The 25,653-nt window shown below is 43.6% G+C and carries 21 protein-coding genes; 11 read left to right on the forward strand and 10 right to left on the reverse strand.

Annotated elements, in window-relative coordinates; all coding sequences use genetic code 11:
• Window positions 1-13: 13 nt before the first annotated feature.
• The 4 genes from PSE7367_RS18730 to PSE7367_RS18745 form a co-directional block, all read right to left on the reverse strand.
• Entirely contained in the window at window positions 14-9,874 is a 9,861-nt protein-coding gene (locus PSE7367_RS18730) for an RHS repeat-associated core domain-containing protein (RefSeq protein ID WP_015146123.1), read from the reverse strand.
• A 715-nt stretch (window positions 9,875-10,589) separates the two neighbouring features.
• Window positions 10,590-11,819: a DNA (cytosine-5-)-methyltransferase gene (gene dcm / locus PSE7367_RS18735; RefSeq protein ID WP_015146124.1), complete on the reverse strand. Its 1,230-nt coding sequence runs from the start codon at window positions 11,817-11,819 to the stop codon at window positions 10,590-10,592.
• Between the two features lie 29 nt (window positions 11,820-11,848).
• Complete coding sequence (locus PSE7367_RS18740; protein ID WP_015146125.1) at window positions 11,849-12,379, reverse strand: metal-dependent hydrolase; 531 nt, start codon at window positions 12,377-12,379, stop codon at window positions 11,849-11,851.
• A 152-nt stretch (window positions 12,380-12,531) separates the two neighbouring features.
• Window positions 12,532-13,224, reverse strand: a complete 693-nt coding sequence (locus PSE7367_RS18745; protein WP_015146126.1) for a Uma2 family endonuclease — start codon at window positions 13,222-13,224, stop codon at window positions 12,532-12,534.
• Between the two features lie 309 nt (window positions 13,225-13,533).
• On the opposite strand from PSE7367_RS18745, the gene PSE7367_RS18750 reads away from it, so the two are divergent.
• Entirely contained in the window at window positions 13,534-14,049 is a 516-nt protein-coding gene (locus PSE7367_RS18750; RefSeq protein WP_015146127.1) for an antirestriction protein ArdA, read from the forward strand.
• A 171-nt stretch (window positions 14,050-14,220) separates the two neighbouring features.
• On the opposite strand, the gene tnpA is transcribed toward PSE7367_RS18750, so the two are convergent.
• Window positions 14,221-14,673 (reverse strand): IS200/IS605 family transposase, encoded by a 453-nt coding sequence (gene tnpA, locus PSE7367_RS18755; RefSeq protein ID WP_015146128.1) that lies wholly within the window; start codon window positions 14,671-14,673, stop codon window positions 14,221-14,223.
• A 72-nt stretch (window positions 14,674-14,745) separates the two neighbouring features.
• On the opposite strand from tnpA, the gene PSE7367_RS18760 reads away from it, so the two are divergent.
• The 3 genes from PSE7367_RS18760 (at window position 14,746) to PSE7367_RS18770 (ending at window position 17,187) form a co-directional block, all read left to right on the forward strand.
• Window positions 14,746-15,513: a type IV toxin-antitoxin system AbiEi family antitoxin gene (locus PSE7367_RS18760; protein WP_015146129.1), complete on the forward strand. Its 768-nt coding sequence runs from the start codon at window positions 14,746-14,748 to the stop codon at window positions 15,511-15,513.
• Between the two features lie 32 nt (window positions 15,514-15,545).
• A complete protein-coding gene (locus PSE7367_RS18765; RefSeq protein ID WP_225882727.1) occupies window positions 15,546-16,439 on the forward strand; it encodes a nucleotidyl transferase AbiEii/AbiGii toxin family protein in 894 nt (297 codons plus the stop codon).
• Between the two features lie 364 nt (window positions 16,440-16,803).
• Entirely contained in the window at window positions 16,804-17,187 is a 384-nt protein-coding gene (locus PSE7367_RS18770) for a DUF6876 family protein (RefSeq protein ID WP_015146131.1), read from the forward strand.
• Window positions 17,188-17,229: 42 nt separating this feature from the next.
• On the opposite strand, the gene PSE7367_RS18775 is transcribed toward PSE7367_RS18770, so the two are convergent.
• The gene (locus tag PSE7367_RS18775) at window positions 17,230-17,469 is read right to left on the reverse strand and encodes a hypothetical protein (RefSeq protein WP_015146132.1); all 240 of its coding nucleotides are present in this window, start codon (window positions 17,467-17,469) and stop codon (window positions 17,230-17,232) included.
• Window positions 17,470-17,557: 88 nt separating this feature from the next.
• Window positions 17,558-18,211, reverse strand: a complete 654-nt coding sequence (locus PSE7367_RS18780) for a nucleotide-binding protein (protein WP_015146133.1) — start codon at window positions 18,209-18,211, stop codon at window positions 17,558-17,560.
• Between the two features lie 547 nt (window positions 18,212-18,758).
• Between PSE7367_RS18780 and PSE7367_RS18785 the strand changes: the two genes are divergently transcribed.
• The 5 genes from PSE7367_RS18785 to PSE7367_RS18805 all read left to right on the forward strand — a co-directional run bounded on the left by PSE7367_RS18785 (window position 18,759) and on the right by PSE7367_RS18805 (window position 21,890).
• Window positions 18,759-19,667: a replication protein RepA gene (locus PSE7367_RS18785; RefSeq protein WP_015146134.1), complete on the forward strand. Its 909-nt coding sequence runs from the start codon at window positions 18,759-18,761 to the stop codon at window positions 19,665-19,667.
• 289 nt (window positions 19,668-19,956) lie between these two features.
• Entirely contained in the window at window positions 19,957-20,157 is a 201-nt protein-coding gene (locus tag PSE7367_RS18790; protein WP_015146135.1) for a hypothetical protein, read from the forward strand.
• Between the two features lie 625 nt (window positions 20,158-20,782).
• Window positions 20,783-21,187, forward strand: a complete 405-nt coding sequence (locus PSE7367_RS23195; protein ID WP_015146136.1) for a type II toxin-antitoxin system ParD family antitoxin — start codon at window positions 20,783-20,785, stop codon at window positions 21,185-21,187.
• Window positions 21,188-21,287: 100 nt separating this feature from the next.
• Window positions 21,288-21,569, forward strand: coding sequence for a type II toxin-antitoxin system RelE/ParE family toxin (locus PSE7367_RS18800; protein WP_015146137.1), 282 nt, complete (start codon window positions 21,288-21,290; stop codon window positions 21,567-21,569).
• Between the two features lie 15 nt (window positions 21,570-21,584).
• Window positions 21,585-21,890: a HigA family addiction module antitoxin gene (locus PSE7367_RS18805; RefSeq protein ID WP_015146138.1), complete on the forward strand. Its 306-nt coding sequence runs from the start codon at window positions 21,585-21,587 to the stop codon at window positions 21,888-21,890.
• Between the two features lie 33 nt (window positions 21,891-21,923).
• On the opposite strand, the gene PSE7367_RS18810 is transcribed toward PSE7367_RS18805, so the two are convergent.
• On the reverse strand, window positions 21,924-22,430 hold the full coding sequence (locus PSE7367_RS18810) for a hypothetical protein (protein WP_015146139.1): 507 nt from the start codon (window positions 22,428-22,430) through the stop codon (window positions 21,924-21,926).
• Window positions 22,431-22,642: 212 nt separating this feature from the next.
• Between PSE7367_RS18810 and mobQ the strand changes: the two genes are divergently transcribed.
• On the forward strand, window positions 22,643-24,175 hold the full coding sequence (gene mobQ, locus PSE7367_RS20850) for a MobQ family relaxase (RefSeq protein WP_015146140.1): 1,533 nt from the start codon (window positions 22,643-22,645) through the stop codon (window positions 24,173-24,175).
• Window positions 24,176-25,042: a hypothetical protein gene (locus PSE7367_RS18820; protein WP_015146141.1), complete on the forward strand. Its 867-nt coding sequence runs from the start codon at window positions 24,176-24,178 to the stop codon at window positions 25,040-25,042. It begins immediately after the preceding gene.
• 8 nt (window positions 25,043-25,050) lie between these two features.
• Here the strand turns inward: PSE7367_RS18820 and PSE7367_RS21375 are convergent, their stop codons facing one another.
• Entirely contained in the window at window positions 25,051-25,356 is a 306-nt protein-coding gene (locus tag PSE7367_RS21375; protein ID WP_225882729.1) for a type II toxin-antitoxin system RelE/ParE family toxin, read from the reverse strand.
• Window positions 25,338-25,613 (reverse strand): type II toxin-antitoxin system ParD family antitoxin, encoded by a 276-nt coding sequence (locus tag PSE7367_RS18825; RefSeq protein ID WP_015146143.1) that lies wholly within the window; start codon window positions 25,611-25,613, stop codon window positions 25,338-25,340. The genes PSE7367_RS21375 and PSE7367_RS18825 overlap by 19 nt, the downstream gene beginning before the upstream one ends.
• Between the last annotated feature and the right edge of the window lie 40 nt (window positions 25,614-25,653).

The following is a 25,653-nucleotide window of genomic DNA, read 5'->3' on the forward strand; positions in this document are numbered from 1 at the left end:
ATATAACAATGCCTCACGAACTATATGCGCCTGACGGCAGATTCAGGAATGATTGGGTCAAATCGTTAAAGTTAATACCTCTGATCTCAGGGAACAAAACGCCTCCAACTGCGGGCAAATTTATAGGGCCAGGTAAAGTTAACTTTGCTGTGGTTTTAACGGTAAATCCTTTGGGCCTTAAAGGGCTTGTCTTTCTATCATAGAAAAATGATGCTTTGAGATTCATCACGATATGAGGATAGCAGTCGTCATCATCTGCAAAAAAGCTCATTTTTTCTGCTATTTTTTCACCATATGTTGTATATACACCTCTATTAACTTTTCTGTTTTGCCAAAAGAAATTATTTGGTCTATTATAGTCAAAATTGCCATTACCACCTACGAGAAAGGGAAGGATATGGCCACGATCATCTGCAATTCCATTTGTTCTGGTTCGGTTCCCTAAAATTTGTTCTGGCTTAGGTTTTAGAGAACGCTCATTTACTGCTTTCTTTATTGGTTGGAAATCGACAGCAAAATTATCTTCTACTATATATAAAGGTCCATCAAAGCGATTCCTTTTCCTAGCTATCTCTGATTGACTATCTGAGTCGGTCGTTTTTCTCCATTTGTTAACATATTTAATTTCTCTGGAGTAAATTCTTCCTGGAAGAACTTCACCTACTCTTTTCTCAGTACCATTTGGGTCGTTAAAGTGAAGAGGATCATTCGCTACATAAGCATATAGATTGGTATCCCCTCCACCAAATCCTAATGGATCTTCATTCAAGAATCTACCTGTTGTACTATCATAATATCGGTTTCGGTATTGATATAATCCTGTTTCTTTGTCATACTCTCGACCAGTGAATAGATGTCTTGAGTTCAAGTTAGAATTTGACTCATTTAAAATATTCCCAAATGAGTCATAGCTAAGATGATTCAACACTAAACCATTGTTATCTACTACATCACGTACGGTACCTATGTGATCTCTCAAGACCCATGAAACTTCATTGCTGTCATTTTCTTGTGCCAATATCTCATCACTATCTAAACCATATAGGTATCGATTGCTAGGCTGTACAGAAGATATATTGCTATCAAATTCAAGTAATATATTGTTCCGATCGTGAACGAAGTGGATAACTTCAGATTCAGCACTGCCAGCGCCATCTAGATCAGCTTCTTTTTTGATTCTTTGGTTTTGATGGTCGTATGTATAATCAAATTTTGCAATTAAATCGCCTGTAGCCGTCTTATCCTGAATACCAACTAAACGATTGCGATGATCCCATTGATATTCTCGAGTATTATTAGTTGCGATATCAGTTCGCAAGATTAAATTGCCTTCTAAATCGTACTCATAGTTGTACTCGCCATCTGAAAGTAACTGATTATTAACACCAGTTTGGTAACCACTATTGGTGCGATTACCATTTGCGTCGTAACTATAGGCTTCATCAATACTCACCGTATTTGTGTTATCAGCGGTCAATAACCTGTTGTTATCATCGTATGTGTAGCCTGTAACACCATCGATACTATTGATTTGATTAATTCGAGAACCGGGATCGTATGAGAAATCATAGAATGCGACTTCAGAGCCAGATTGATTATGGCTGATGCGATCAAGCTGTCTTACTTGGTCGAAGCTATAGTTTGTGTTGATTACTGGTTGGTTAGCAGTTAGATCAGAGTAGCGTTCTAGTGAAGATATTTTGCCTTCAGAATCATATATATAGTCAACTCTTTTGTCACTAATGCCTTCACCACTTTGGATAATTTGTTCAAGCCGATTTTCCGCACCATAGGAATAGCTGATTTTCCCGGCTGTTTGGCCGTTTATTTGTTCAGTTAGCGAAACTGGGTTTCCAAAATCATCATATTCATAACTCAAGAGCACATCGGGTGCGCCCGACACTCCAATTCTGCTTATAGTGATAATGCGACCTTTTTCATCATATGTATAGCTGTATATTGCGTTCCCATCATCAGCACTAGTAATTCTATTGGCGATGTCATAGGTAAAATTGATTGAGCTGACCGGTTCTTCTGAAGAATTAAGCCATTCCTCTGAGATAGTTCGATTTAACCCGTCATAAGTAAAGCTTGTAATGCGTCCATTTCGGTCTATGTAATTTGTTAAATTACCAACATCATCATAAGTAAAGGTTCGTACACCACCCAATGCATTCTCTTCTGAAACTTTCCTGTTTAAATTATCATATGTAAATTCGGTTGTATTATTGACTGGGTCAGTTATCGACAAGATATTACCAGCTTTATCATATTCTGTGATTGTTCTTCCGTTGAGAGCATCAATTACTTCTACTTCCCTGTAACGATTATCGTAGATGTATTGTGTTGAGTTTCCTAGAGGATCAACTTCTAAAACAATATTACCCACTAGATCATATTCTGTTTGAGTTATGCCGCCAGTTGAATCAGTGGTTAACGTCCTACGACCAAGATCGTCATAGTCACGTTTAATCTTGTTACCGTTACTTTCAGTCTCAATCAATTGCCCTGCTGCATCATATACAAATGACGTAGTTGTAATTGAATCCGTTCTAAACGCCATTCTGCCCTGGTTATCATAAAGGTATGCAACCTCATTCCCATTGGCGTCAGTTCTGCTACTCACATTATCATCAGAGTCATATTCAATGATTTCAAATTCTCCATTTGGATAGTTAGTCCGAATTAATCGATTTCGATTATCATATCGGTATTCAGTAATATTTCCCAACGGGTCAATCTCTTCCGTTCTATTACCAAATGAGTCGTATTCGATAATTGTTATAGGAGAAGCTTGCACACCATCGCCATCTGGATCAGGTTCAGTTATACTAATTAACCGATCCATTTCATCATATCCATTAACTGTTGTTCTTCCTAATGGATCTGTCATGGTTATCTCATTACCATGTTCATCGTAGGTATAAGTGGTAATTGGAGAGTTAAGTGGACCTTCTCCATCTGGATCTGATTCTGTGATTTTGATCAGACGATTTAAATCATCATAATCATACCTAGTGATATTTCCATTTTCGTCTTTTACCTCAGTCTGATTGCCGGCTGCATCATACTTAAATTCCTGGGATGCCTCATCTGAAGTACCTTTGGCGTAGGTTATTCTAGTTAAATTTCCAAAGCTATCATAATCATTATCTGTCACCCTCCCAAGTTGATCCGTCATAGTATCAATTTGACCTGCTGGAGTATACGTGTAGGTAGTGATCACATCATCGCTACCTCCTACAGCGCCAGCTACACGTGTCTCTGAAAGCAAATTTCCATTATTAGGATCTATTTCCAGTAACGTTTGTCTACCTAACTCATCGGTAGTACTAGTGATTTGATTAAATTCGGGGTCATATGTAATGGTTTGTTGGCCTGCAATAACATTTGGATCGCCAAATAAAGGATTAATACCATTAGTGAGGATAACAGAAACATTATTATTATCTAAGCCATCTATATCTGGATCATCGTCAAGATTAAGAGCAGCAATATCCAGTATATTGTCACCATTTAAATTGCCCAATAGCACTTTAGATTCACCATAAAAATCAGAGGGTAAATCAATTGCGGCATCAAAAGTGCCATTACCTTGCCCCAATAAAACTGCTACAGTGCTTTCAAAGCTTCTAGCTGCAACAATATCTGAAATGCCATCTTGATCGATATCCCCAACTTGTAATTGGGATAATTGAGAACCAAAATTAAAGGAAGAGATATTTACAAAGCCACCTTCACCATCACCTAGAAGAATAGCGATCGAGTTGCTACCTGATGGAGTCGCCAGGTCTAGGTTATTGTCTCCATTGAAGTCACCTACTTCAATATTCGCACCATCATCTAAATCGATGCCGCCGGTAGGTATAGATATAGGACTGTTAAAGCTACCATTACTATCATTAATTGAAACAAAGATACTTGTTCCACCAAAAGAGTTAGCAATGCTAACGAGGTCAGAGAAGCCATCATTATTTAAATCTGCTAGCGCTGATTTGCTTACATCGCCATTAGTGCCCACGCCAGTGGGAGCAGAAAAGCTACCATCTCCTTGATTTAGAGCAAAAGCAACATTAGTAATGAGAGTATCTGTGACTGCTGCTACTTCCGCAACAATATCAAGATCGCCATCTAAATCTAAATCAGTAACATTAACTGGGGAAGTGCCGATAGCAGTACCATTATTGAACAACACACTGCTTGACGGATTGCTGGAAAAGTTGCCATTACCGTCCCCGAAATACAGATCCAGTTCTGAAGTATCACCTACGATTAAATCAAGGTGGTTGTCACCATTGAGATCACCTATGGGTAATTCATTATTAAAGAAGACATTGCTGCTTACAGGAATATCAACCCTATTTGTAAAGCCTCCGCTAACATCACCAAATATCAGATTTATGAACTGGTCATTAAATGTGCTAGTAGTGACTAGATCAGAAATACCATCCTCGTTAAGATCTCCTAAACCAATCGCATTTGGGAAGTCTCCCACACCGTAACTATTAGCATTACCAAATGAAACCCTTGGCCCTGGGGTATCAACAATGCCAGTAATATTGCCATTACTATCATATTGATATGCGGTAATGTTACCTCTGGCATCAACTCGCTCAGAGACAAGGTTAGTAGCTTCATCTCTCTGTTCAGATGGCATAAAACCTTGCTGATCGCTTGCAGACACAATTTGCCCTCTCCTATCAAGGGTAATTAAACTCTGCTGACCATTCGCATCAGTGTAAACTGCCTTAATTTCATCTGTAGGCTTCGCTGTTGGGGCATTTAAAGCGTCTGTTGTTTGAGTTGGATTCGCTAGAACACTTGATTGAAAAGGTTCTACTTCTATTCTTTCGTTATCTTTAGTGATTGCATAATCAGCTCTGCCAGCGAAGTCATAGTAAGTCTTCTCAATATTATTCCGTTTATCGGTTTCTGAAGTTATATGATGTCTATCATCATAGCTAAAAGTACGTGTTGTATTGTCAGGATCAGTAATTGTAGCTAAGTTACCATCGGCATCATAGCCAAGAGTTGTAATTCGATTAGACGAATCGATGATGGAAGACACCTTGTTATTCGCGTTGTAGGTAAAAGTGGTTTCCAGACCAACTGGGTCGATCATTTTCTCTAAGAAACCCAACCCGTTATACACATAAGTAGTTGCATTACCATTACGATCCACCATACTGGCAAGCATATTGTCGAAGTTGAATGTATAAACGGTTTGGTCTTTCATCGTACGCTGGAAGGTGCCATCGGTTAGTTGCACGAGCGTTGAGAAGTCGCCTGCAGGAGAGATATATGGATCACCTGGAGTTGTAGGTGCTTCAAACAATAGCTCACCACTTGCACCATCTATCAGCAGCACAGAGCCATCGTCATTAATAACCAACTCTTGCAAACCTGCCATTCCCCACCCACTACCAAATGGGCTGTTAATAGAGTTGATGCTAATTAAATTGCCTGTTTGGGTTAATGTAGTGCCGCTATAGTTATTGGCAATAGGATCAAACCATATAAGTCCAGTATCCATTTCAAATTCATATCGACCAGATGAAAGGGTACTTAAGTCTGCTTGCAAACCAGCGGTTAAACTACCAGACTGAAAGTCCCAAAAATGTTGACCTGCGCTCAATCCAAAATCTCCAGCAGCAGAGCCTGGCACCTGATATTCAAAATCATCCTGCTTAATAGTTAAATCCGCTACTAAGCGTTGAAATTGGCTACTACCACGAGTAGCATCTTCAAAGGTGAAATTGACAATTGGCCTTGGGTCAGCACGTCCTGAATCGTAAACCAAGGAAACCCCTCTCGTTTCTCCAAGGGATTGGTAGGTTACAAGCTCATGCCTTTCTATTACAGCTCCAGAATACAGACGCACTTCGGATGTGTAAGGTTGACTTTCCTTGGAACAATCATCACCTCCTCCACAATCGGCTTCATCATCCTGCGCGTATGCAAATAAAGGAGGATCTCCAGCTCCTCCAAGGGTAGGAGCCCAAAAATGCCAGCTACTATTGCGAATGCCCCCCTCGGTAGTGGTGATAACGCTACCACCAGAGCCTTCATCACCAGGTGCAACAACCCCAACCCCCACATTGTCAAATTCGCCAGTGATTGGGTTGATCGACCATAGAGTCATCTCCAACCCCTCATCATAGCCAGCCCGATTAGGTAGGGTAAGAGGTGCAGGAGTAGTAAATTCCATTTCACCTGGCTGGATCGTTACCACCACGTCTGGGATTAAATTTTCAGGCAGTGCCGCAGGTGTTAATTCGCGTGGTACCTCAGTGATACTAAGATCGCCATCAAAAGGATTCCCCTCTTGATCTACAATTGAATCTGCAGCGACAAATACTGATGCTCCAGGTATATTGCTTGTAGTTACATCGGTACCAGAACCAGGAATAATAGGAACTGCATTGGCGGTATCCAGCACTGGTAGATAGAGCGGCCGATCGATTATATTATTAAAACCAATGTAGGGATCATGTTCTAAAACAAGCTCTAGTTTCTCTGCAATGAAGGGATATTCATCACCACTGCCATCATCAAAATCCTGCCCCAATACCCGTAATGTATCACTGGGTAATGGTCCACTCACTTCGATCGTAAATTCACCATTGCTGTCAGTAATTGTTTGAATACCACCAAGCTCAATTGGTAAACCGGCTAAAGCATCTTCATCGGTATTGAGAATCGTGCCAGAAATACGAGTAGTAGTGATCGGGTCTGCAACTACATTGAGTGTATAAACTTGAGTGAATTCCTGTCCATTCTGGTCAACACCCACCGCTGTGAATTGATAAGTCCCAATCTGATCTGGAGTGGGATTAAAGATAAGCGTGCCATCCCCTTCCAACTCACCGGTAGGCAAGCCATCCGCATCCCGCAAGCTGAAGCTAACCGCAGTAGTGAGAATATCGCTCAGCTCCACCTCTACGCTAGCCCCCGGCAACACCGTCAAGGTATCACCCTGAATCGCATCATTCGCCGCGATCGTCACCGTACTGGCATCAATACTGCCTAACTCTACCCCAGCAGGCAGAGTACCAAAGCCGAGAATGACCGTTTCATCGGGCTCAGGAATATCATCTGGGTTAATTGTGACCGTGACATTCTGAGTTAGATCTACGCCAGTGGCCCCAGCCGTGAAAGTGATTGAACTATCCGAGATCGTAAAGTCATCAGTTGCACCAGCGATCGCCGTGCCATCAACCGTAATCGGCACTGTAACATCAGCCGTTGGTGTATCACTGAGCGTAATTGGAATCACTACATCCGTAGCCGTTGCCTCTTCTGTTGCACTAAAGGAAGCAGCATCAAACGAGATTAATGGCGTATTATCCAGACGCGTGAAAGACTCAGTGATTGTAGTTTCATTCCCCGCCACATCGATCGCTTTAATATCAAACTGATTAGCCCCCAATGCTAAAGCGACATTAGGGATTGAGAAGAGGCCACTGAAATCAGCGACTGCTGTTTGCCCCGTCTGGACAATCTCAATCTGACTATTCGGCTCACTCTGACCAGTGAGCGTCACCAAGTCTAAAGTGGTCTGCTCATCCCCGACTGGCTCCGTATCAAATGCTGGGTCTAAATCGATCGTCGGTACTGCTGGGGCAGTCGTATCAAGAGTAAAGTTAATATCAAAGCTATCCGAGACATTACCAAACTCATCAGTGGCCTGGAGATGCAACACATACACACCATCCGCTAAAGGCCCACCATTGATCTGCTCCAGCACCGCAGAAGAAAGGTTAAAACTGCCATCAGCCTGCAACTCAGTAAGAATATCAACATAGTTAGCCACTGGCGTATCATTCAAGCCAGCTACGAACCCAGTTATATTATTGGCATCAGTGACTGTGCCAGTAATCGCTGGATCAGAAGTAATCCCATCACCATTCGTACCACCGATCGCCGTATCGTTTGCTAGTTGCCCCGTAATTACTGGCGCATCAGGATCGATGACAAGTCTAGTAATAGTGCGATTGAACGTAGTTTCATTGCCAGCAATATCGATGGCTCTAATGTCAAAAGAATTACTACCCAGATTCAATGCCACATTGGTAAATGTAAATTCACCAATGCCATTAGCAGTAGCTGTTTGCCCAGTTTGAATTAGCTCTACACTACTGCCTGCTTCAGTTTGACCTTCTAAGGTAACCAGGTCGAAGGTAGTCTCTTGATCACCAACTGGCGCACTATCGGTAGCAGCCGAAAGATCCACAGTAACTGTGGGTAACGTGGTGTCGAGCGTAAAGTTAATCGCAAAGCTGTTAGAAACATTGCCAAACTCATCTGTAGCTTCCAGATTCAGTACATAAGTACCATCAGCTAAAGCTCCACCATTGATTTGTGCCAATCTAGCTGTTGATAAGGTAAAACTACCATCACTTTGTAGTTCGCTAAGGATATCAACATAGTTAGCAACTGGTGTACCGTTAAATCCAGCCCTGAAACTAGTTACATCACTGTCATCGGTAATGGTGCCAGTGATCGCAGGATCTGAAGTGATGCCATCACTGTTTGTGCCACTAATGGCTGTATCATTCACCAAATCACCGGTAATCACAGGAGCATCAACATCTGGCGCGATCGCAGTTACATTCGCACCAGCATTAAACCTAATATTTCCCTTCGCCGCAATACCACCAATCAATTCGAAGTTAGTATTGAAACTGATATCAAAGCCACTAAGGAATTCACCTCTGATATCAGCACTCCCATTAAAATTAATTACACCCTGAGCAATTACCTTAATAAAGTCTGTTTCATTCGTCGTTGTTGTTGCACCATCGAAATGAATCCCATTTGGGCTGCCAGTTGCGATCAAACTTTGACCACCAAACCTGGCACCAGTATCCATGAAAACTATTCCAGAAGGCAGGAATGCACTATCAGTAGCCTGCACACTTGCCAAATCAATCGAGCCATTATTAGTGACGATCGCCACATTGTTGAGAGTATGGCCACTGCCGATAAAATTAACTGCGCCATTATTGACCGTAATTACGGTATTCTCGATCGTCACTCCAGCCGGAATATTCAGCTCACTGGCTACTTCCACGACCGTAGGATTGCTAGCTGTGCCACCAGCAGGGAAGTTATTGTTCCAAGCACTAGCATTGGGAACTGGGTTTTGAATCGGATTGAATACAATTGGTGTGGTACCAGGAGCAATCCGAGTATCTAATTCTTGATCTCTAGTATCAGCATAGGCAGGAATATCTATGACTTGCTCAGCAAAAACAGTAGGCGGAATCAAGCCACTGTAGTTATTATTAGTAGCAGATGGGAATATTTGCGTAGGCCCAGGCCCAATAACCACCGCATTGGGCACCAAAACTTCCTTGCCCTGGCTATCTAGAATCGGATTACCCTGTGCATCTCTCTCTACTGGCAGAATTGGTGTAGGAGTGAATCTAAAGCCTCGATCTGCATAGATAAAAGCATCATCACTAGGGTCAAGTGGATCGCCATCCAAATCACCACCAAGACTGATAATGAGAGTTCCTTCCGCCAAGATTGAGAATTGCGTACCAGCGATCGCTGCCGTTGGCGAAGGTACTGCACCAATGAGTGGATCACTATCTGAACTAATAGCAACCGAATCGCTACCAGAGTTAAAGACCGTCGATGATGGATTTAAAGCTTGAGTAGAGAGAGTCCATTCCCCTTCACTAAATATGCCAATTACTGTTTCAGCGCCACTGCCATCTGATTGAAGTGATATAGATGGCGGATCGGTGATACTACGACTGGCGATCGCTGATGAATCCAGAGGATTATCAAAGATTGGATCTAAAGATTCTCCATAGCCAAGCAATGAAGACGTGCTTGCTTGCAGCCCTTCGGTATTGATATTCATGATATTCCTACTCATATGATTCCCAGATCGAACTAAACCGAGACCCTCTCTTAACTCCCAAACAGGAGCCAAAAGCCTCGATTCGTTCTTCATCAAGTAGGTAGGATTCAGCTTCTAAACAGAAACCAGAATCCTAACTCCTCTTTAGGAAAAATATCACCTGCAGGGCAATCATCTGCTAAATCACTGCTATTTATAATATTTTGTAATAATTAGATGGATTTTAATCAAAGCTTAACTTGGGTATTTGTGTACTTTTGTGTTTAATATTTGCGGTTTTATTATTTAGCTACAAATTTATTCTTATCAGTTCTATTTAATTAAAGTAGTCTCTTGCTGAATCAATGAAGAGCAGAGCATGAAATGGCTTTAGCCTAATATATGCAGATTATATAAATCAATCTAACAAGTATCGTACTGGAAATATAGTCAGCTTCATTCAATATTTTGGTGTATAAACAACCCTAAGCTGATTGAAATAGCAGGCTTACCCTGTTTAATTTCTATGTATTTACATGATCTAGCTGTATTGAGCTATGACTCATTACCACTTAACTTTTGTATACTTATTTAGCGATCGCTGGGGCGAGGGGATTCTAACCCACATTTCCGTTTCCTGTCGAGTTAGATGGTTAACATGCCAGCAATCTACTTTAAAATTTGCTCCTACTAACACTGCACAAATACGGGATGGAAAGCAGAAAAATAGCACCCCCTACCCCAGCTTTTTAACCCAGTTAATGATGCTGTTATGACTCACGCCAGTAAGTCGTTCGATCGCTCGAAAACCCATACCCTTAGCATAAAGATGCAGACATTGCTGCTTCACTTCCTCGGTATAACCCTTGGGTGAATACGAATCGATGAATTGGCGATCGCAATCCTGACAATGATAATTTTGCTTACCACGGCGACGACCATTATGGAGTACATGCTGTGAATGGCAGTATTTGCATTCTATGCCTGCGATCACCCTGATGATGCTTTTACCGATCGCTTCTGCTAAATCAACTGGCACCGCATTACCAATCTGCCTGTATCTAGAATACGTTGAACCAGTAAAAACAAAACTATCAGGAAACCCCTGGATTCTGGCATACTCCCTGACCGTCAAAGGTCTGGTGTGATCAGGATGGCATCGCTCCGTTTGTTTTTGAGCAGGCGAGCAAAGCAGCGTCAGTGATGGTTCATGCCAAGCCAAGCGCCGGGCCATACCTCTCTTACCACCCTCAGTATCAAAGCTCTTACCCATATACTGCTTCTGGAGCTCAACAGGTAAAGCTTGCCAGCAGCCACCAGGTGGCACCAAATCGAGCACCCTGGCCTTCTCGCTTGAGTATTGCACTCCATCACTGGTTGGGCAATCCTGCAAAGCATCCCTCAATACTGGTTTATATGCATATTTGGTAGGATACTTAAGCTTGATCCGCCAGCCCTTCCTGGTAGCTAAGATGATTAAGCGTTGCCGGTTTTGAGCCACACCATAATCATTAGCATTCAAGATCTGCCATTGGGTTCTATATCGGAGTGAATGGAGCCTGCCTAAAATAGCCTTCAATACCTTGCCACTGTTGATCGTGGATAGGTGCTTCACATTTTCGATTAAGACCATCTTGGGTTGCACTTGCTCAATTGTGTTGAGAGTTTCATAGACAAGTTGCCCTCGACGATCATCGAGCCCCCTTTGATTACCAGCATAGCTAAAGGATTGGCATGGTGGGCCAGCAGAGAGAAGATCGATCTGTTCCCTGAATTGAGCAAAGTACCCTTCCCGATTCAGCTTAATGATATCGGCTTCAACGATCGTGGCTGGGTCGAAATTGGCTCTGAGGGTTTGGGCAGCTTGGCGATCGAGCTCAACCAAGCAAGCATGGTTAAAGCCAGAGCGCTTTAAACCCAGTGCCATACCACCACAACCAGCAAACAAGTCTATACAGTTATACAAATTCCCGACTTTCTAAAACTGGCAACTGATTAGCGTAATTGAAAAGATATGCTCGCTTCAGCTAAATTGACAAAACGCTGAAATATACCACCCCAAAGAAGCACAGCCAGAGTAAAAATGCCAACAGCGATCTTCTCTTTAATATCACCAGTCGTAAAGGCATTTAAGGTATATTTGCGCTTCCAGGGATAGAGCAAAGGTACACCAGGCGGTGTCAATAAATCTCCCAGAATATGCGATAGATAGCCAATGCATAATGGTGTGATCACCCAATACCATTGGCTGTATCTTGGATCGCTCAAAAAATAGATCAAAGCCCCAGTGACGATCGCCACCGCCAACAAACTATGCGTAAACTCACGATGCCCAAATATGGCTGACAGCGGAACGCTGATAAATGGTAATTTGCGGCCCAAAGCACTTCGGGGATGATCTATATCTGGCAACAACCCAGCGAATAAAGCCACCAGGCTATCAAGAATAAAAACTGGCCTTCCGATCGCCAAGCTAAACAGCCAATAGCAACTTAATGCAAACGGCATATGCGAGGTGGCCATCATAGTTTGCTGACTCTGTTTTCTTGAACGATACTGGTTACTTTTCATTAAAAAAAGCACGTTATTGGTACTGTTAGTACCGAAAGTAAGCAGAAAATAAAGAAACTGCTAGCTCAGCACAAGCCTAAAACGATAACGAACATTAGATCAACAAGTTAATTATTGGCTCTGGCCAGTTGCTCCACAAAGGCTTGATGTTCAGGAGTAGCTATTCCTTGCTGTAATACCTCTAACACTTTGGCCATATTCCCACTCAACAGAGCATGTTTATCCAACCATAGACCAGGAAATACCTCAGAGCAGATAATCCCCTCTGGGTTAGCTGGCATCTGCTCATACTTGCTATCTATCAGGTAAAACCAATCAAAGGTATTGGTATAGACCTGCCAAACTAAATACTCTTGCACTTGATTACGGCGATAAGCTTCTAACTTGCCATGTAAATCGATCGAAGCACTACTAGCAGCAACTTCGACAATTAATTCTGAAGCCCCTTCAACATAATCATTCTCACTGATCGCTGACTGACCATTCTGTTCAAACAACAGCAATCCATCTGGCTGCAGCACATTACAGAGATCTAAGCACACCGTAGTATTGTTTGCTCCCAATACCCCTGGCGTATAAATTTCATAGAAACCAAGCCAACCCATGATTATGGCATGTGGATGACCATGCCCTCTGAGTCTATTCGGTGAAGCTATATAGACGGTTCCTTCAATCAATTCAGCCTTATGTATGTGAGGCATTGCCATATACCGGCGTTCAAATACGTCACGAGAAAGCCGATCGCCACTCTCTAGCGGTGGAATCTGAATTGGTGGCTTGAGCAGGTCTTGAGCAGCCATAATTCACCTCAAAGCAATTGCATCAATAGTCATAGCTATATCTTACTAGAGGAAAGCTCTCGAACGGTTAGAAATCTTACTTTAAGGAGTCTCTAATCCAGATTATGCGATTGTTTAGACGTTTAGAGGGGCATTGCATCCCCTCAGAATCAAGCAAAATGACGGTTTCCATTCTGCGAATAGACCCTCCGCAATTTTACTTGATTCTTTCACCCCCCGCCTAGTCGGCCTAGTCGCCAGAGGTTCAGAAGCAGCGCACCCCAAAAGGTGCTTGTTAAGAACCTCAAAACGAACTTAGGAGAGAAGACTATGTGTGAAGAAATCAAAATCTATGTTGCAGATCTGGCCGCGTACAACAATGGCAAGCTATATGGTGTCTGGATTAATGCCTGTCTTGACTTGGACGAAATCCAAGAGCAAATAAACATAATGCTGAGCAATAGCCCTGAAGATTGTGCAGAAGAATATGCCATACATGACTATGAAGGCTTTAACGGTTACGAACTGTCAGAATATACAGGTATAAAAACAGCACATGAAATTGCTTGTTTTATAGCAGAGTATCCCGACCTTGCCGGTGCATTACTCTGCCACTTTGGCGGTAGCATTGAAGAAGCTAGACAAGCCATAGAAGATAATTATGTCGGTTGCTATAAATCACTTGCAGATTATGCAGAAGAGCTAACTGATAGCATAGACCAGATTCCCGATAACATAGCTTACTATATTGACTATGAGCGCATGGGGCGCGATATGGAATTGAGTGGTGATATTTACACGATCGCCACCGCTTATGACGAAATTCATATTTTCTGGAGTCATTAACAGGGCGAAGCACTTCATTGGCAATAGATCTCAAAAAGGTCTATTGCTTTCCCCTATTTTCTCCACCACAGCTAATCAATCTTTGTTGTAAATAGATCAGCACCATACTTTTCAAAAAGTATTGCTTGCATCTCAATAAAAAACCCCGCCGCAAGCAGCGGGGTATTCAATTTATTGTATTGGGAATATCTCTAGTTGTCTGTTCTCATGCAACTTTTGATACCCTTTACCTTGCTCTTTAACATAATTTGTAATCATATTCTCATCGCCATGTTTGCCTACCGTACTGGCAAAATATCCATCACTCCAAAATTCACCGCCCCATAACTGACGCTTCACTTCTGGACATCTACTAAATATTTCTCTAGCACTTATACTCTTGATCACTCTCACAATTTTGGTAACACTGTATGTCGGCACTGATTGCACCAGCAGATGCACGTGATCGCCATCTGTTCCTATCTCTAGAAAATTGATTTGATATCGCTTTTCTATCTCCAGGCAAACCTCTTTTAAAACCTGGTCTACTTCCGGGCTAAACACTGCCCTTCTATACTTAGCTGGAAATACTAAGTGATATAACAAGACGCTTACATTATGACTTTTATGAATGTACTGGCTCACAAAAGTATATTACGCCGCAAGCGGCGGGGAATTAGACCCTATAGTGATTAAAAAAGTCATAATATTGGTACTATGAGTACCATAACTGAGCAGAAAATAAAGAAACTCTTGGATCAGTATAAACCTGGAACAGTATGTCTTGCCTCATGGCTGGAAGAGCTGGGCATATCCTACGATCTACAGAAACGCTACCGGCGCAGTGGCTGGCTCTCCTCCATTGGCACTGGTGCATTTGTGCGCCCTGGTGATGAAGTGACCTGGCAAGGTGGATTATATGCCCTACAAACGCAAGCCAACTTACCGATTCATGCCGGAGCAATTACCGCACTTGCAATGCAAGACATGTCTCACTATCTGCGTTTAGGCTCAGAACGGATCTTTTTATTTGCACCACCCAAAACTATCCTGCCTGCCTGGTTTAGAAGCCATGACTGGCAGGTTGAACTGCAATATATCAAAACGTCTTTTCTACCCGCAGAACTTGGCATGATCAATCATGAAGAAAAGACCTTTTCTATTGACATTTCCACCGCAGAGCGGGCGATCCTGGAATGCCTATATTTGGCACCCAGGCAGCTTGATTTACTGGAGTGCTACCAGGTAATGGAAGGACTATTCAATCTGCGTCCCAAGCTACTACAGCAATTACTGGAATCATGCTCATCGATCAGGGTGAAGCGATTGTTTTTCTACATGGCAGAGAAAGCAGGACACCAGTGGGCTAATTTTCTCGATCGAGAAAAGTTGAATCTTGGCACAGGTGATCGCAGTATTACCAAAGGCGGTGTTTATATAGCTGAACACCGGATCAGCATTCCCAAAGAGTTGGCAGCATTATGATATCGAAACAATATCATAATCAGGTCGATCTGATGCTGCAAATCTTACCGCATATCCATCAGGAAGATACGCTGGCTCTTAAAGGTGGCACAGCAATCAACCTGTTTGAGCGAGATATGCCTCGCTTGTCAGTAGACATTGATCTCACCTATCTGCCATTTGATGATCGCGGGAGTGCCCTGGCAAATATTACTGCTGTCTTGAACCGGATTCAGCAACGATTAACCAGCTCTATTCCAGGTATCCAGATCAGGAAATTGGCCAGTGATGGCCAAGAAGCAAAAATGGTCTGCCAATTAAGTCATGCTTCCGTAAAGGTGGAGATAAACACTGTCATCCGTGGTCATCTCTGGCCACCAAGATTACTGCAATTAAGTGATGCTGCTCAGGAGCAGTTTGGCAAATTCGCGGCGATGCAAGTCGTTTCGCAAGCAGAGCTTTATGGCGGTAAGATATGTGCCGGTCTAGACCGGCAGCATCCGCGTGATATTTTTGATATCCATCAACTCTATCAGCAAGATGGTCTATCAGAAGAAATCAGGCAGGGCTTGATTGTGTCACTACTCAGTCATCCCAGGCCGATCCATGAAATACTGGCACCCAATCTCAAAGATCAGCAAACTATATTCAATAACCAGTTTACCGGTATGACTGATCGTCCTTTTACCTACGCCGATTTTGAAGCTACGAGGGAAAAGTTAGCTCAGGATATCCGTATAGGTATAACTGACAATTACCAAAACTTACTACTCAGCTTCACCAATGCAGAGCCAGACTGGACATTGTTTCCACTGGCACGATTGCAGGAATTACCAGCAGTGAGGTGGAAGCTATCCAATATCCAGAAACTTAGAGCACAAAATCCTCGCAAGCACACAGCACAGCTCAAAGCCCTGGAAAAAGCTTTGTCATTCCAGACTCCATAAGCTCTGTAATCATACAGGCTTTGCTTTGACTCCTTTGCGATCGTCAATTACAGACTCAATGCCCACACACCAGCCTCAGCCCCTACCAAGTGCCCTGCTTACTCAAGTAGTAACCGATATTTCAAGTGATTACTGGCATGTACGCCTGCCATTCACAACGTGACTGGAGCTGCATAGGCTTTAACGCCAGCTGCTTATCAGTCTGGGTTTCTCCTTTTGCTTTTCATACCTACACCCATGTAGCCGACAGCAAACAGATGTCAACCCCGCTGCCCGCATAAACGTGTTGGGGGTATGACATCTGTTTTTTACCTGTCGGCTTTCTCCTTGCGTGTAATGAAAAACAACTAAAGGAGAACCCCTCATGTCTGATAATCCAAAGCGTCAAGAAATCCTATCAACTCTTGGTCATTTCTGTGGCAGCGAGACAATCTATCGCCACCCACTATTCAAAGGCCTTTACTACACTGAAGGTGTGCAGTATTTGGCCGAAGCGGCAGGTGCATATTGGCTTGTGGAGGCCGTTTTCAGTCACCAGATCAATCCCAAAGTCAAGAGCAATCAAGCCTTGCAAGAATTCCAGATTTGGGAGCTTAAAGTTGCTGAAGACAAATCTGCAGTGTTGACATGTCTGCAGGACACCGATCAGCCGATCCTGTCTCAAGAGATTGAATATAGTGATTTCTGCTTATCTGAGATCAAGTTCTATCTCTGCAATAACGTCCTGATGCTGCCCAGTGAGTATTAGGGCTCTTGGCCGGAGCATAACTCCGGCCATATAAGCTTCACTTTATGATTTATCTCGATCTAGCCGTTCAACGATCGCTTGCAAGATCCACTTGTTTCGACTAGGGGGAACTCTCTTACTTGCAAGATGCTCATCCAATTCATCTAACAAATCTTTTCCCAATCGTAACTTTATAGCTGTTTCAGTAGTAGATTTTTTTTCTTTGCTAGAGCTTTGAGCAGGAACATCACCTCCCTCTCTAATAAACTCATTTACATCTTTGGGCTTACGTTTAATTGTCATTTTTCAAAACATCCAAAAGATACCAAAATGATATCAAAAAGGGTTAAAAGCTATATCGTTTTAACATCTTTTTAAGTCTAAAACAATATTAATTAGCTATCGAAAAAATTTTCTCATATAGATTTGTAATTTCTTTAATTGCCTTAGCATCTTTGGGTCTTAATTCAGTAACACTTAAGCCTTGAGATGCAGCATTTCGGAAAGCCTTTCGATTTCCTAGTGGGGCATCAAGATAAGTCAGCGATTTTAATTCTTTGGCAACAGCAGCAGCTTCCTGGTTATCTTTACCCTGTGGATCTGCACGGTTTAGTATGGCGATCGCTTTTAACCTGTCATTAAAAGCATGTGCCTCCTCAAGTAAGCCAGACATTATTTCCAATGCCCAAATATCAAAACTAGCTGGAAGAAATGGAATTACAACAATATCAGCGATACTAAGCGCAGCTCTTTGTCCAGTTGTATCCCGCCCACCAACATCAATCATAATATCGTCATATTTTTGGGCAAGTCGTTGAACTTCTGTTCTAACGGCTGCACCGTGTAGTTTGATAGATGTATAACCAGCACCACTACTATCAGATAAGGTTTCATTGCGAACAGCAGTAAAGTCCGATGCTGTTCCCTGATCATCAGCATCCACTAATAAGACATCTTTACCCTGTGCAGCCCTCAGTATTGTCAAAGATATAGCGATCGTTGATTTCCCTACACCACCTTTAGTCCCACCACAAACTAGAATCATTTTGACCTCTTAATGATATCAAATTGCAATTACTGAGAAATCATATATACATCAAAGTAATGTCGAAAAGCAATCAATAAGCCTTATATTTTGTTGTTGTGACCAATAATGTCAAATAGCCTCTTTGGCCAAGACAAAAATACCATCTCAGATCAACATTAATTAATTGCCTCTAGCGACCAATTTTATTTATTAAAACTAAGACAGTAGCAAACAAGGCATGAGACAAATAATAGAGCATCTAAACAATGTTGCAATGATATCACTTAGATATTTAAAAGGTATCAATAAAGAATCTTTACAATGTCTTTTTGGCATGTTAATGCCATCCTTTAAGTCTTAATTCGTTTTGATAGAGGTCAAAACAGAAATCTGTTTTGACCATGGGTAGCCAATAATCGTCAGAGAGCGCGTGTCAAGGTTGTGCGTAGCACACCCGTAGGGCTTGACCTTTACTCGTGCTCTGTGATGATTACCAACAAAAAACTTGAATCAATACCAATGATATGGGAGCCATAAAGCTCACGATCAGAATAGGAATGTACCAATGGTTAGCCGCCAGCAACAAAAACTCCTCGATGCAAACAAACTAATCTGCGATGAGCCAGACACCCCAGCCAACGAAAAAGCATTTCTAGCCAGACAACTGGTGCAGGTTACACTGCCCCATGATGATCCAGGTGATGTACCAGTATGGCAACGCAGAAACGGTAACCTGAGCATGGGTATTAGATCAGGCTGGGACTATGAGAACAATAAACCCATTGGCTACCCCTACGGCACCATCCCCAGACTACTACTGTTCTGGATCACCACCGAAGCATTGAGGAAAAAAGAACGCCGCCTAGAGATCGGTAACAGCGTCTCTGAATTCATGCGAGCTCTTGGCCTCAACCACCAAAATGGTGGCATTCGTAGCGATCGCAAACGCCTAGAAAACCAGATGGAACGGCTATTCAAAGCCAGGATCATCTTTAACCGCCATGAGCAACAAGGCAACGCCAAAGGCGAATCCTGGGCCGATATCTCGATCGCTGAAAAAGGTGAACTATGGTGGGATTTGAGTAAACCTCAGCAACCTGGATTGTTTAATAGCTGGATTGAACTGGGCGAAAGCTTCTATCAAACAATCAAAGCCTCACCCGTACCGGTAGACCTAAGAGCCCTTAGAGTACTGAAAAACTCCTCCCTGGCTCTGGATTTATATGCCTGGTCAACCTATCGCACCTTTACCATTACCAGACGCGGCCAGGAACAATTCATCAGTTGGACTGCCCTGAGCAAGCAGCTCGGTGGTGACTATACTAGACCAAGGCGATTTAAAGAAAAAGCGCGTGAGGCATTACGCAAAGTACAGCTGGTCTATCCAGCCCTGAGAACTGAAGAGCTGATCGAGAAAAACGTTAGTAAAGGCCTTGTGATCAAGCCAAGCCAAACCGCCGTCAAATCCAGATAAGTAACATCCAGCCAATTTATCTATAGCCAGGTAGTAGGGGATGATCAGGCAGATTGTGGGTTACCCATCACCCAGAGGTATTTCCCCAGATTGCTACAACAACGGGAATCGCCTGCCTTTTTTTGAGAGCCATAAGGGATTATTCAATTCCAGCAACAGGTTTTTTCCCCTGCCTGCGGCATTCCTCGCGCAAATCAAAAAACCTATTGCCAAAATCTCCCAAACATCCCTTAAACATGTCCTCAGAAAGGCAGCGAATCACCGCCGCCTAGAACAAAGGAGAAACACCATGAGTGAGCAAGAAACTAAAAACAAACCAGACTTCATCGTCTACCAGGTCTTAGACAGAGATGGCAAGAAAGATGATATCTGGAACGACATTGGTGCAGCATGGCAGCACAAAGATGGTAACGGATTCAACATCATCTTGAATTCACTGCCTCTGGATGGCCGCTTGACCATGCGCAAGCCAAAATCAAAAGAACTTTAAATCAACTCGGCAGGCAGCCACCGGCTGCTTGCCACCTCTTTTATTTTTTGTTTTGATGCACTGTAATCAACGCACCTACGCTGAAATGGTGGCGCCTTCAAAAAAGCCTAATCAATACAAATGCTTAGCCAGGGATCGTTTTTAAACCTGATCACTACTAAATACTCCAGGTAAATAAATACCCACAGCATTTCCACAATCCGGTTAACTAAAGCTTGTGCTTAATTTAGTTAAAAAATAACCACTTAAGACAATATTCAAAACATAGCTGTGGAAAACAGCCCCAAATCCCACCCTTATCCACGCCGAAATGGGGGCACTTATAACCCACTGAAAACAATAGAAATTGCCATTTACCGACGCTGAAATGGTGGCGGTCGGCAAGCTGAAATGGTGGCGCATCCTGGCCACAACACCAGACGTATCAACACCTCCAGCACACACCCTATATATTAATACCTGTATATAAAAATAACCTGTAGATTGCCACACCACAGGTGTGGACAACCACAACAAGTTTGATTAATAAAAAAATTGATTAAGAAAGAAAATGCACTTATTCATCTATAAGTGACGCTATAGTGCACCAATAGTATGATTATCCATACACACCTGAAGGATAAAAATGGCAACTACCCGCAAGACAATCACCCTCACCCAGCAACAAGACGAATGGGTCAAAGCGCAGATCGCCCAAGGTGACTACAGTAATGACAGCGAATATTTCCGTGACCTGATCCGCCGCGACCAGTCCAGCAAGAAAGCAGAATCAAAACTACGTCAGCTACTGGATAAAGCCGAAGCCAGTGGCATTAGTGAAAGCACCCTGGCGGAAGTATGGACCGAGGCAGAACTACGACACCAGGCCAAACTAGAAAAACTACACCAAGATACCCTACTTGGAATTGAGCAACTTGAACGCGGCGAATACGATGAACTGGACGATAACTCTCTGGATGCTTACGCCCAGGAAATAAAAAATAATGGCCGTCGCGGGAAATCAACATCAAAAAAACGCGGCAAGGTATGATCAGCGATCGCATCACTACACCAGCTCATTTTTTACTTGCCTCCACCAAAACATTCGTGCTACTGTCAATTGTTGCCTGTAGCGCGACGAGACACACTAAATGATTCGCACTATAAAACATACTGGTTTAAAACGGCTATTTGAGCGGGATGAGACCAAAGGCCTACCAGCAGACAAAATCAAACGTATTAAAGCGATCTTGTTTGCTCTAGAGACTGCTACAAGCCCTGAACAACTGAATTTATTTCCTGGTGCTAGAGTGCATCCTTTGAAAGGTGACCTGAAAGGATACTGGAGTGCAAGTGTAAGTGGCAACTGGCGAATTATTTTCCGCTACGACGAAGGCGATGTCTATGACGTTGATCTGGTTGATTATCACTGAAGGAGTTAAATAATCATGATGAAAAACCCACCCCATCCAGGCAGCGTTGTGAAAGAGCTATGTCTTGACCCAATGGAATTAAATATCACCGATGCCGCCAAAATCCTCGGTATCGGTAGGCCAGCCCTGTCAGCCTTTATCAATGGCCGTGCATCCTTATCGCTGGATATGGCGATCCGCATTTCCAAAGCCTTTGGCCCAGACCTAGAACACCTGCTGAAAATGCAAATGTACTACGACCTAGCCCAGGCCCAAAAACGCGCCGCTGAGATCGATGTAAAGCGATATGGTGGCATTACCCAGGCAGAAGCCTCAATCTAGCCCAGAAAGTCAGAAAAAGCGGCAAAACGGCAACTATAAATTAAACTGCCCGATCATCGCTTCCTGGGTAGTAGATTGCGGCAAAGGTTTTGCCGCATCCGTTTCAGCCTTTGTTTTGGCCTTGGCTTTGGATGCCTTTGATTTTGGCTTAGCAGCAGTAGATTTAACCTTGATTGGCTCCGCCTGCTCCGCTACCTCGGTATTATCAGTACCTTCTGCAGCAACCTGATTAATCTCCCGCTCTAGTTGTGCCCGTAAATCCCTCGCTTCGATATACTCAGGCAAATAATCTACTACCTCACCATAATGCTTGTCTGTGAGGTGGCCATTTACAAACTTGAGTAAATCCTGGCTTGACCAGTCACCCCGATGCAGATGCTCTAACATTGCAGCCCCGAGCAGGATTTTGAAATGATTATCCTTTTTCCGCCGATCGCTTCTCACTTCAGCCTTAAGTAAAGCCTTTCGCCGTTTCAGCTGAGCTTCTCTGGCTTCCAGTTCCTGTATCCGCTTTTTCTTGGCCTCGATCCGTTTAGACATATCGAATCCTCTTTTCAAGAGATCATAAAAATATTATGCATCAGAGCAAGCAAAAAATGATCGCCTGCAACTAAAAATGGTAAACTAGCGGCAAACAAAATAGACCAGGCACTGAGCCGTGGAAAGGCGAAGTGCGCACAATAGGAGTTTTGACAAACTCCTCGATTCAAGTGCGTTAGGGGCAAGCCCCTAAAACCCCGAAGAGTGCAGCCATGGCAATTTACCACTTTGAATTTAAGCGCATGTCACGTGGGAAAGGCCGTAATGCCGTCGCCTGTGCTGCTTATCGTGCTGGTACGTTTATCCAGGATTCAAACACTGGTATTAACCATGATTACTCGCGCAAAAGTGGGGTTTATGGCTCAGATATTTTGGCACCGGATTATGCTCCAGATTGGGCCCATGAGACTAAATCACTATGGAACCAAGTAGAAAAATCTGAAACACGCTCTAATGCACTGGTAGCGACTGAAAATCTGGTTGCTCTACCAATAGAGCTGACCCCAGAACAAAATCGACAATTAGTCAGAGATTTTGTCAGGGATGCCCATGTGCCAGCAGGTAGGATCGCGGAAGTCTTCTATCACGATTTAGAGTCCCATAATCCCCATGCCCATATCTTGCTCTCTGTACGTCAACTGGAAAATGGCAAGTTTAAAACTAAGCCCAAGGCATGGGATCAAACAGGCCTTATCTATAAACTCCGTGAATCGTGGTGCGCTCATATTAATCAGGCGATGGAAGCAGCTGGACATGAGATCAAGGTAGATCACCGCAGTTTGAAGGAACGGGGGATGGATCGGATTCCGCAGGTTCACCTAGGCCCCAAGGTTTGCAAGCTGGAAAAGATGGGTGTCAAAACTGAGTGGGGCGATCGCTACCGGGAAATTGAGGCAGCTAATCAACAGCTTGATCAGCTCAATGGGCAGATCAAGCAAGTTGCTGAGGAAAAAAGGAAATTGGATGCTGAGCTGCGGGAGTTGACTCAGGCGAATACTTCGTCGGCTATGGAAATTGGTAGTTTAAGTGAATCTAATGCTAAAGCGGATAAGGACTTGGAACGAACCAAGCCCCAGCTCGGGGCCCAAAAGTCAACCGATATATTAAGCGCCGTAACGTCCGCAGAGACGCACAACCAGAGCCAATCCAAAGCAAGGCCCGCAGGAGCCAAGCCCGTAAATGCGCTCGTAAAGCGAGTTATCCCCAATACCACAACAGCTGCAGAGCCCAGGCAGAAACTTTCCTCAAAGCCTTCCGTAGAGCCCAAGTCAACTTCACACCCCGTCCCTACCGACCAAACACCCCAGAGCCAACCAAACCAGCTAAAATCCAGCAACCAGCGCCAGAAGTCAGACCTCCAGAAGATAACTCAGCAAGTGATGCTTTCTTACTCTGGCAATCAAGCCACTCAAGAACGTGATCGCCGCCTTGAATTAGCTACCCAAGCCAAAGCTACACCTGATCGTAAATTACCCGCCTACAAGCAGTATTTTGTCGAACTAGGCCAGATGATTAAGCGCAAGGGACAAGGTATTTACCATAGTGCAGATCGGCTGATTGCTCAAAAACTGGCGCAGCGCGGTTACAGCAAGGAATCAATTCGCAATGCCATAGCTAGAGCTAGCCCTGAACTGATGAATCAGGCTCCTGAAGGTAGAAAATCCTACATCCGTCGCCTTGTGCAACGGGTTACCGAAAAAGTGCACAGTGTAGAATCTAAGCAGGATGTTTCGCGTAATAGGTAGATGGCTAGTTCTCACTCTGAGATCCATCGTCAAGCCGCTCGCACCCGTCAAATCCTGAGAAATTCTCAGCATGTGATGGGGATCAGCTCAATCCAGCATCGGGCGGATCAACGGGTGAAGCAAAGAGCAGGTAAGGTTGCTAAGCAGGCAGCTCAGCTTCAGTATGTCAAAAAGAAAGCAGCAGCTAAGGCAAAACCCAAACCAGCCAGAGGAAAAGCTCCCAAGCGGCTACTTACACCTAATCAGGCTCTGATTCGGGCACGGTATCGAAAATTATTGGTTGCACGTAAAGCACTCTTTACGAAACCATCTGCCCATACCACTGCCTCGCTTGAATACAAGAAGGAGTTGGCCAGGAAGGCTTTCCCCAATCGGACATTGCGGCATCTATCGTTAAAGGGTGGAATTAAGGCTGATAGAGATATTGCCCGGAAGTTAGTCGCGGCAGGCTTTACCAAAAAGCAAGTCGCCAACGCGATCGCTAAACATAGCCCAGTTTGCGCCAAGTGTACTCGCGGGCAGAGGGTTGATTATATTCGTAAGTACATTGCACCGGCGCTTAAAAACCGTAGATTCATCAGCAAGATGTATGATTTCTACCGGCTCAAGCGTGAAGCTGGTTTAACCTCAGAGAGGCGCTTGCATAAATTAGGAATTGCCACGCCACGTACTCCTAAACAAGTTCGCTCTCACAAACCACTTCGGAGTATGAGTCAGCGCCGCAAAGCTGGCTCGGTGCCGCGTAAACCTCTCACCCAAAAGTCAATCAAGCAGAAATCTAAGGAACAGGCAGCTCAGGTGATGGCGGTACAAAGGAAAAGAAAGAAAAAGCCTATCATTGTCCAATCACGTGGACGCGGACGATAGGTTCATCCCTAATTATCTAAAAATTCCTGTTGCTCAATATCCTGGCTACCGTGAAGAACACGCACCACTACCAAGCGATCTGGGTAAGAGCGAAAATAAATGCAGCGCTGGCAATATGGAAAAGCTCTTAGTCCAGGCCGTATCCATTCCCTCGATACACCAGAAATACCCAACTCTGCCAATTCATACATCTTTCGTGACAGGTCACTAATGAATTGTTGAGCAGCAACAGGGTTGTCTTGAGCGATATAAGTGTAGATATTTACCAGATCATCCTGGGCAGGGGCGGAAATGATTAGACGTTTAGATTTAATTGCTTCTTGCCCCTCTTGATAATGGCATCAGTTAACTGATCAGGAGAGCCATAGGCTTGCATATCGCCCGCCGCAATTGCCGCGTCACCCTCATCAATGAGCGCACGTACCTGCTGCATTTTAGATTCATAATCCTCCAGCATCCGCAACCCAGCTCTGACCACCTCACTGGCATTATTAAAGCGGCCATTGGTTAATTGGCTAGCAATGAATTGCTCATAATGCTCACCCAGGGTATAGCTTTTATTTGTACTCATGCTAATACCTGCTAGTTAATAAATAATATTCAATATATAA

The organism is Pseudanabaena sp. PCC 7367, assembly GCF_000317065.1.
GTDB lineage: Bacteria > Cyanobacteriota > Cyanobacteriia > Pseudanabaenales > Pseudanabaenaceae > Thalassoporum > Thalassoporum mexicanum.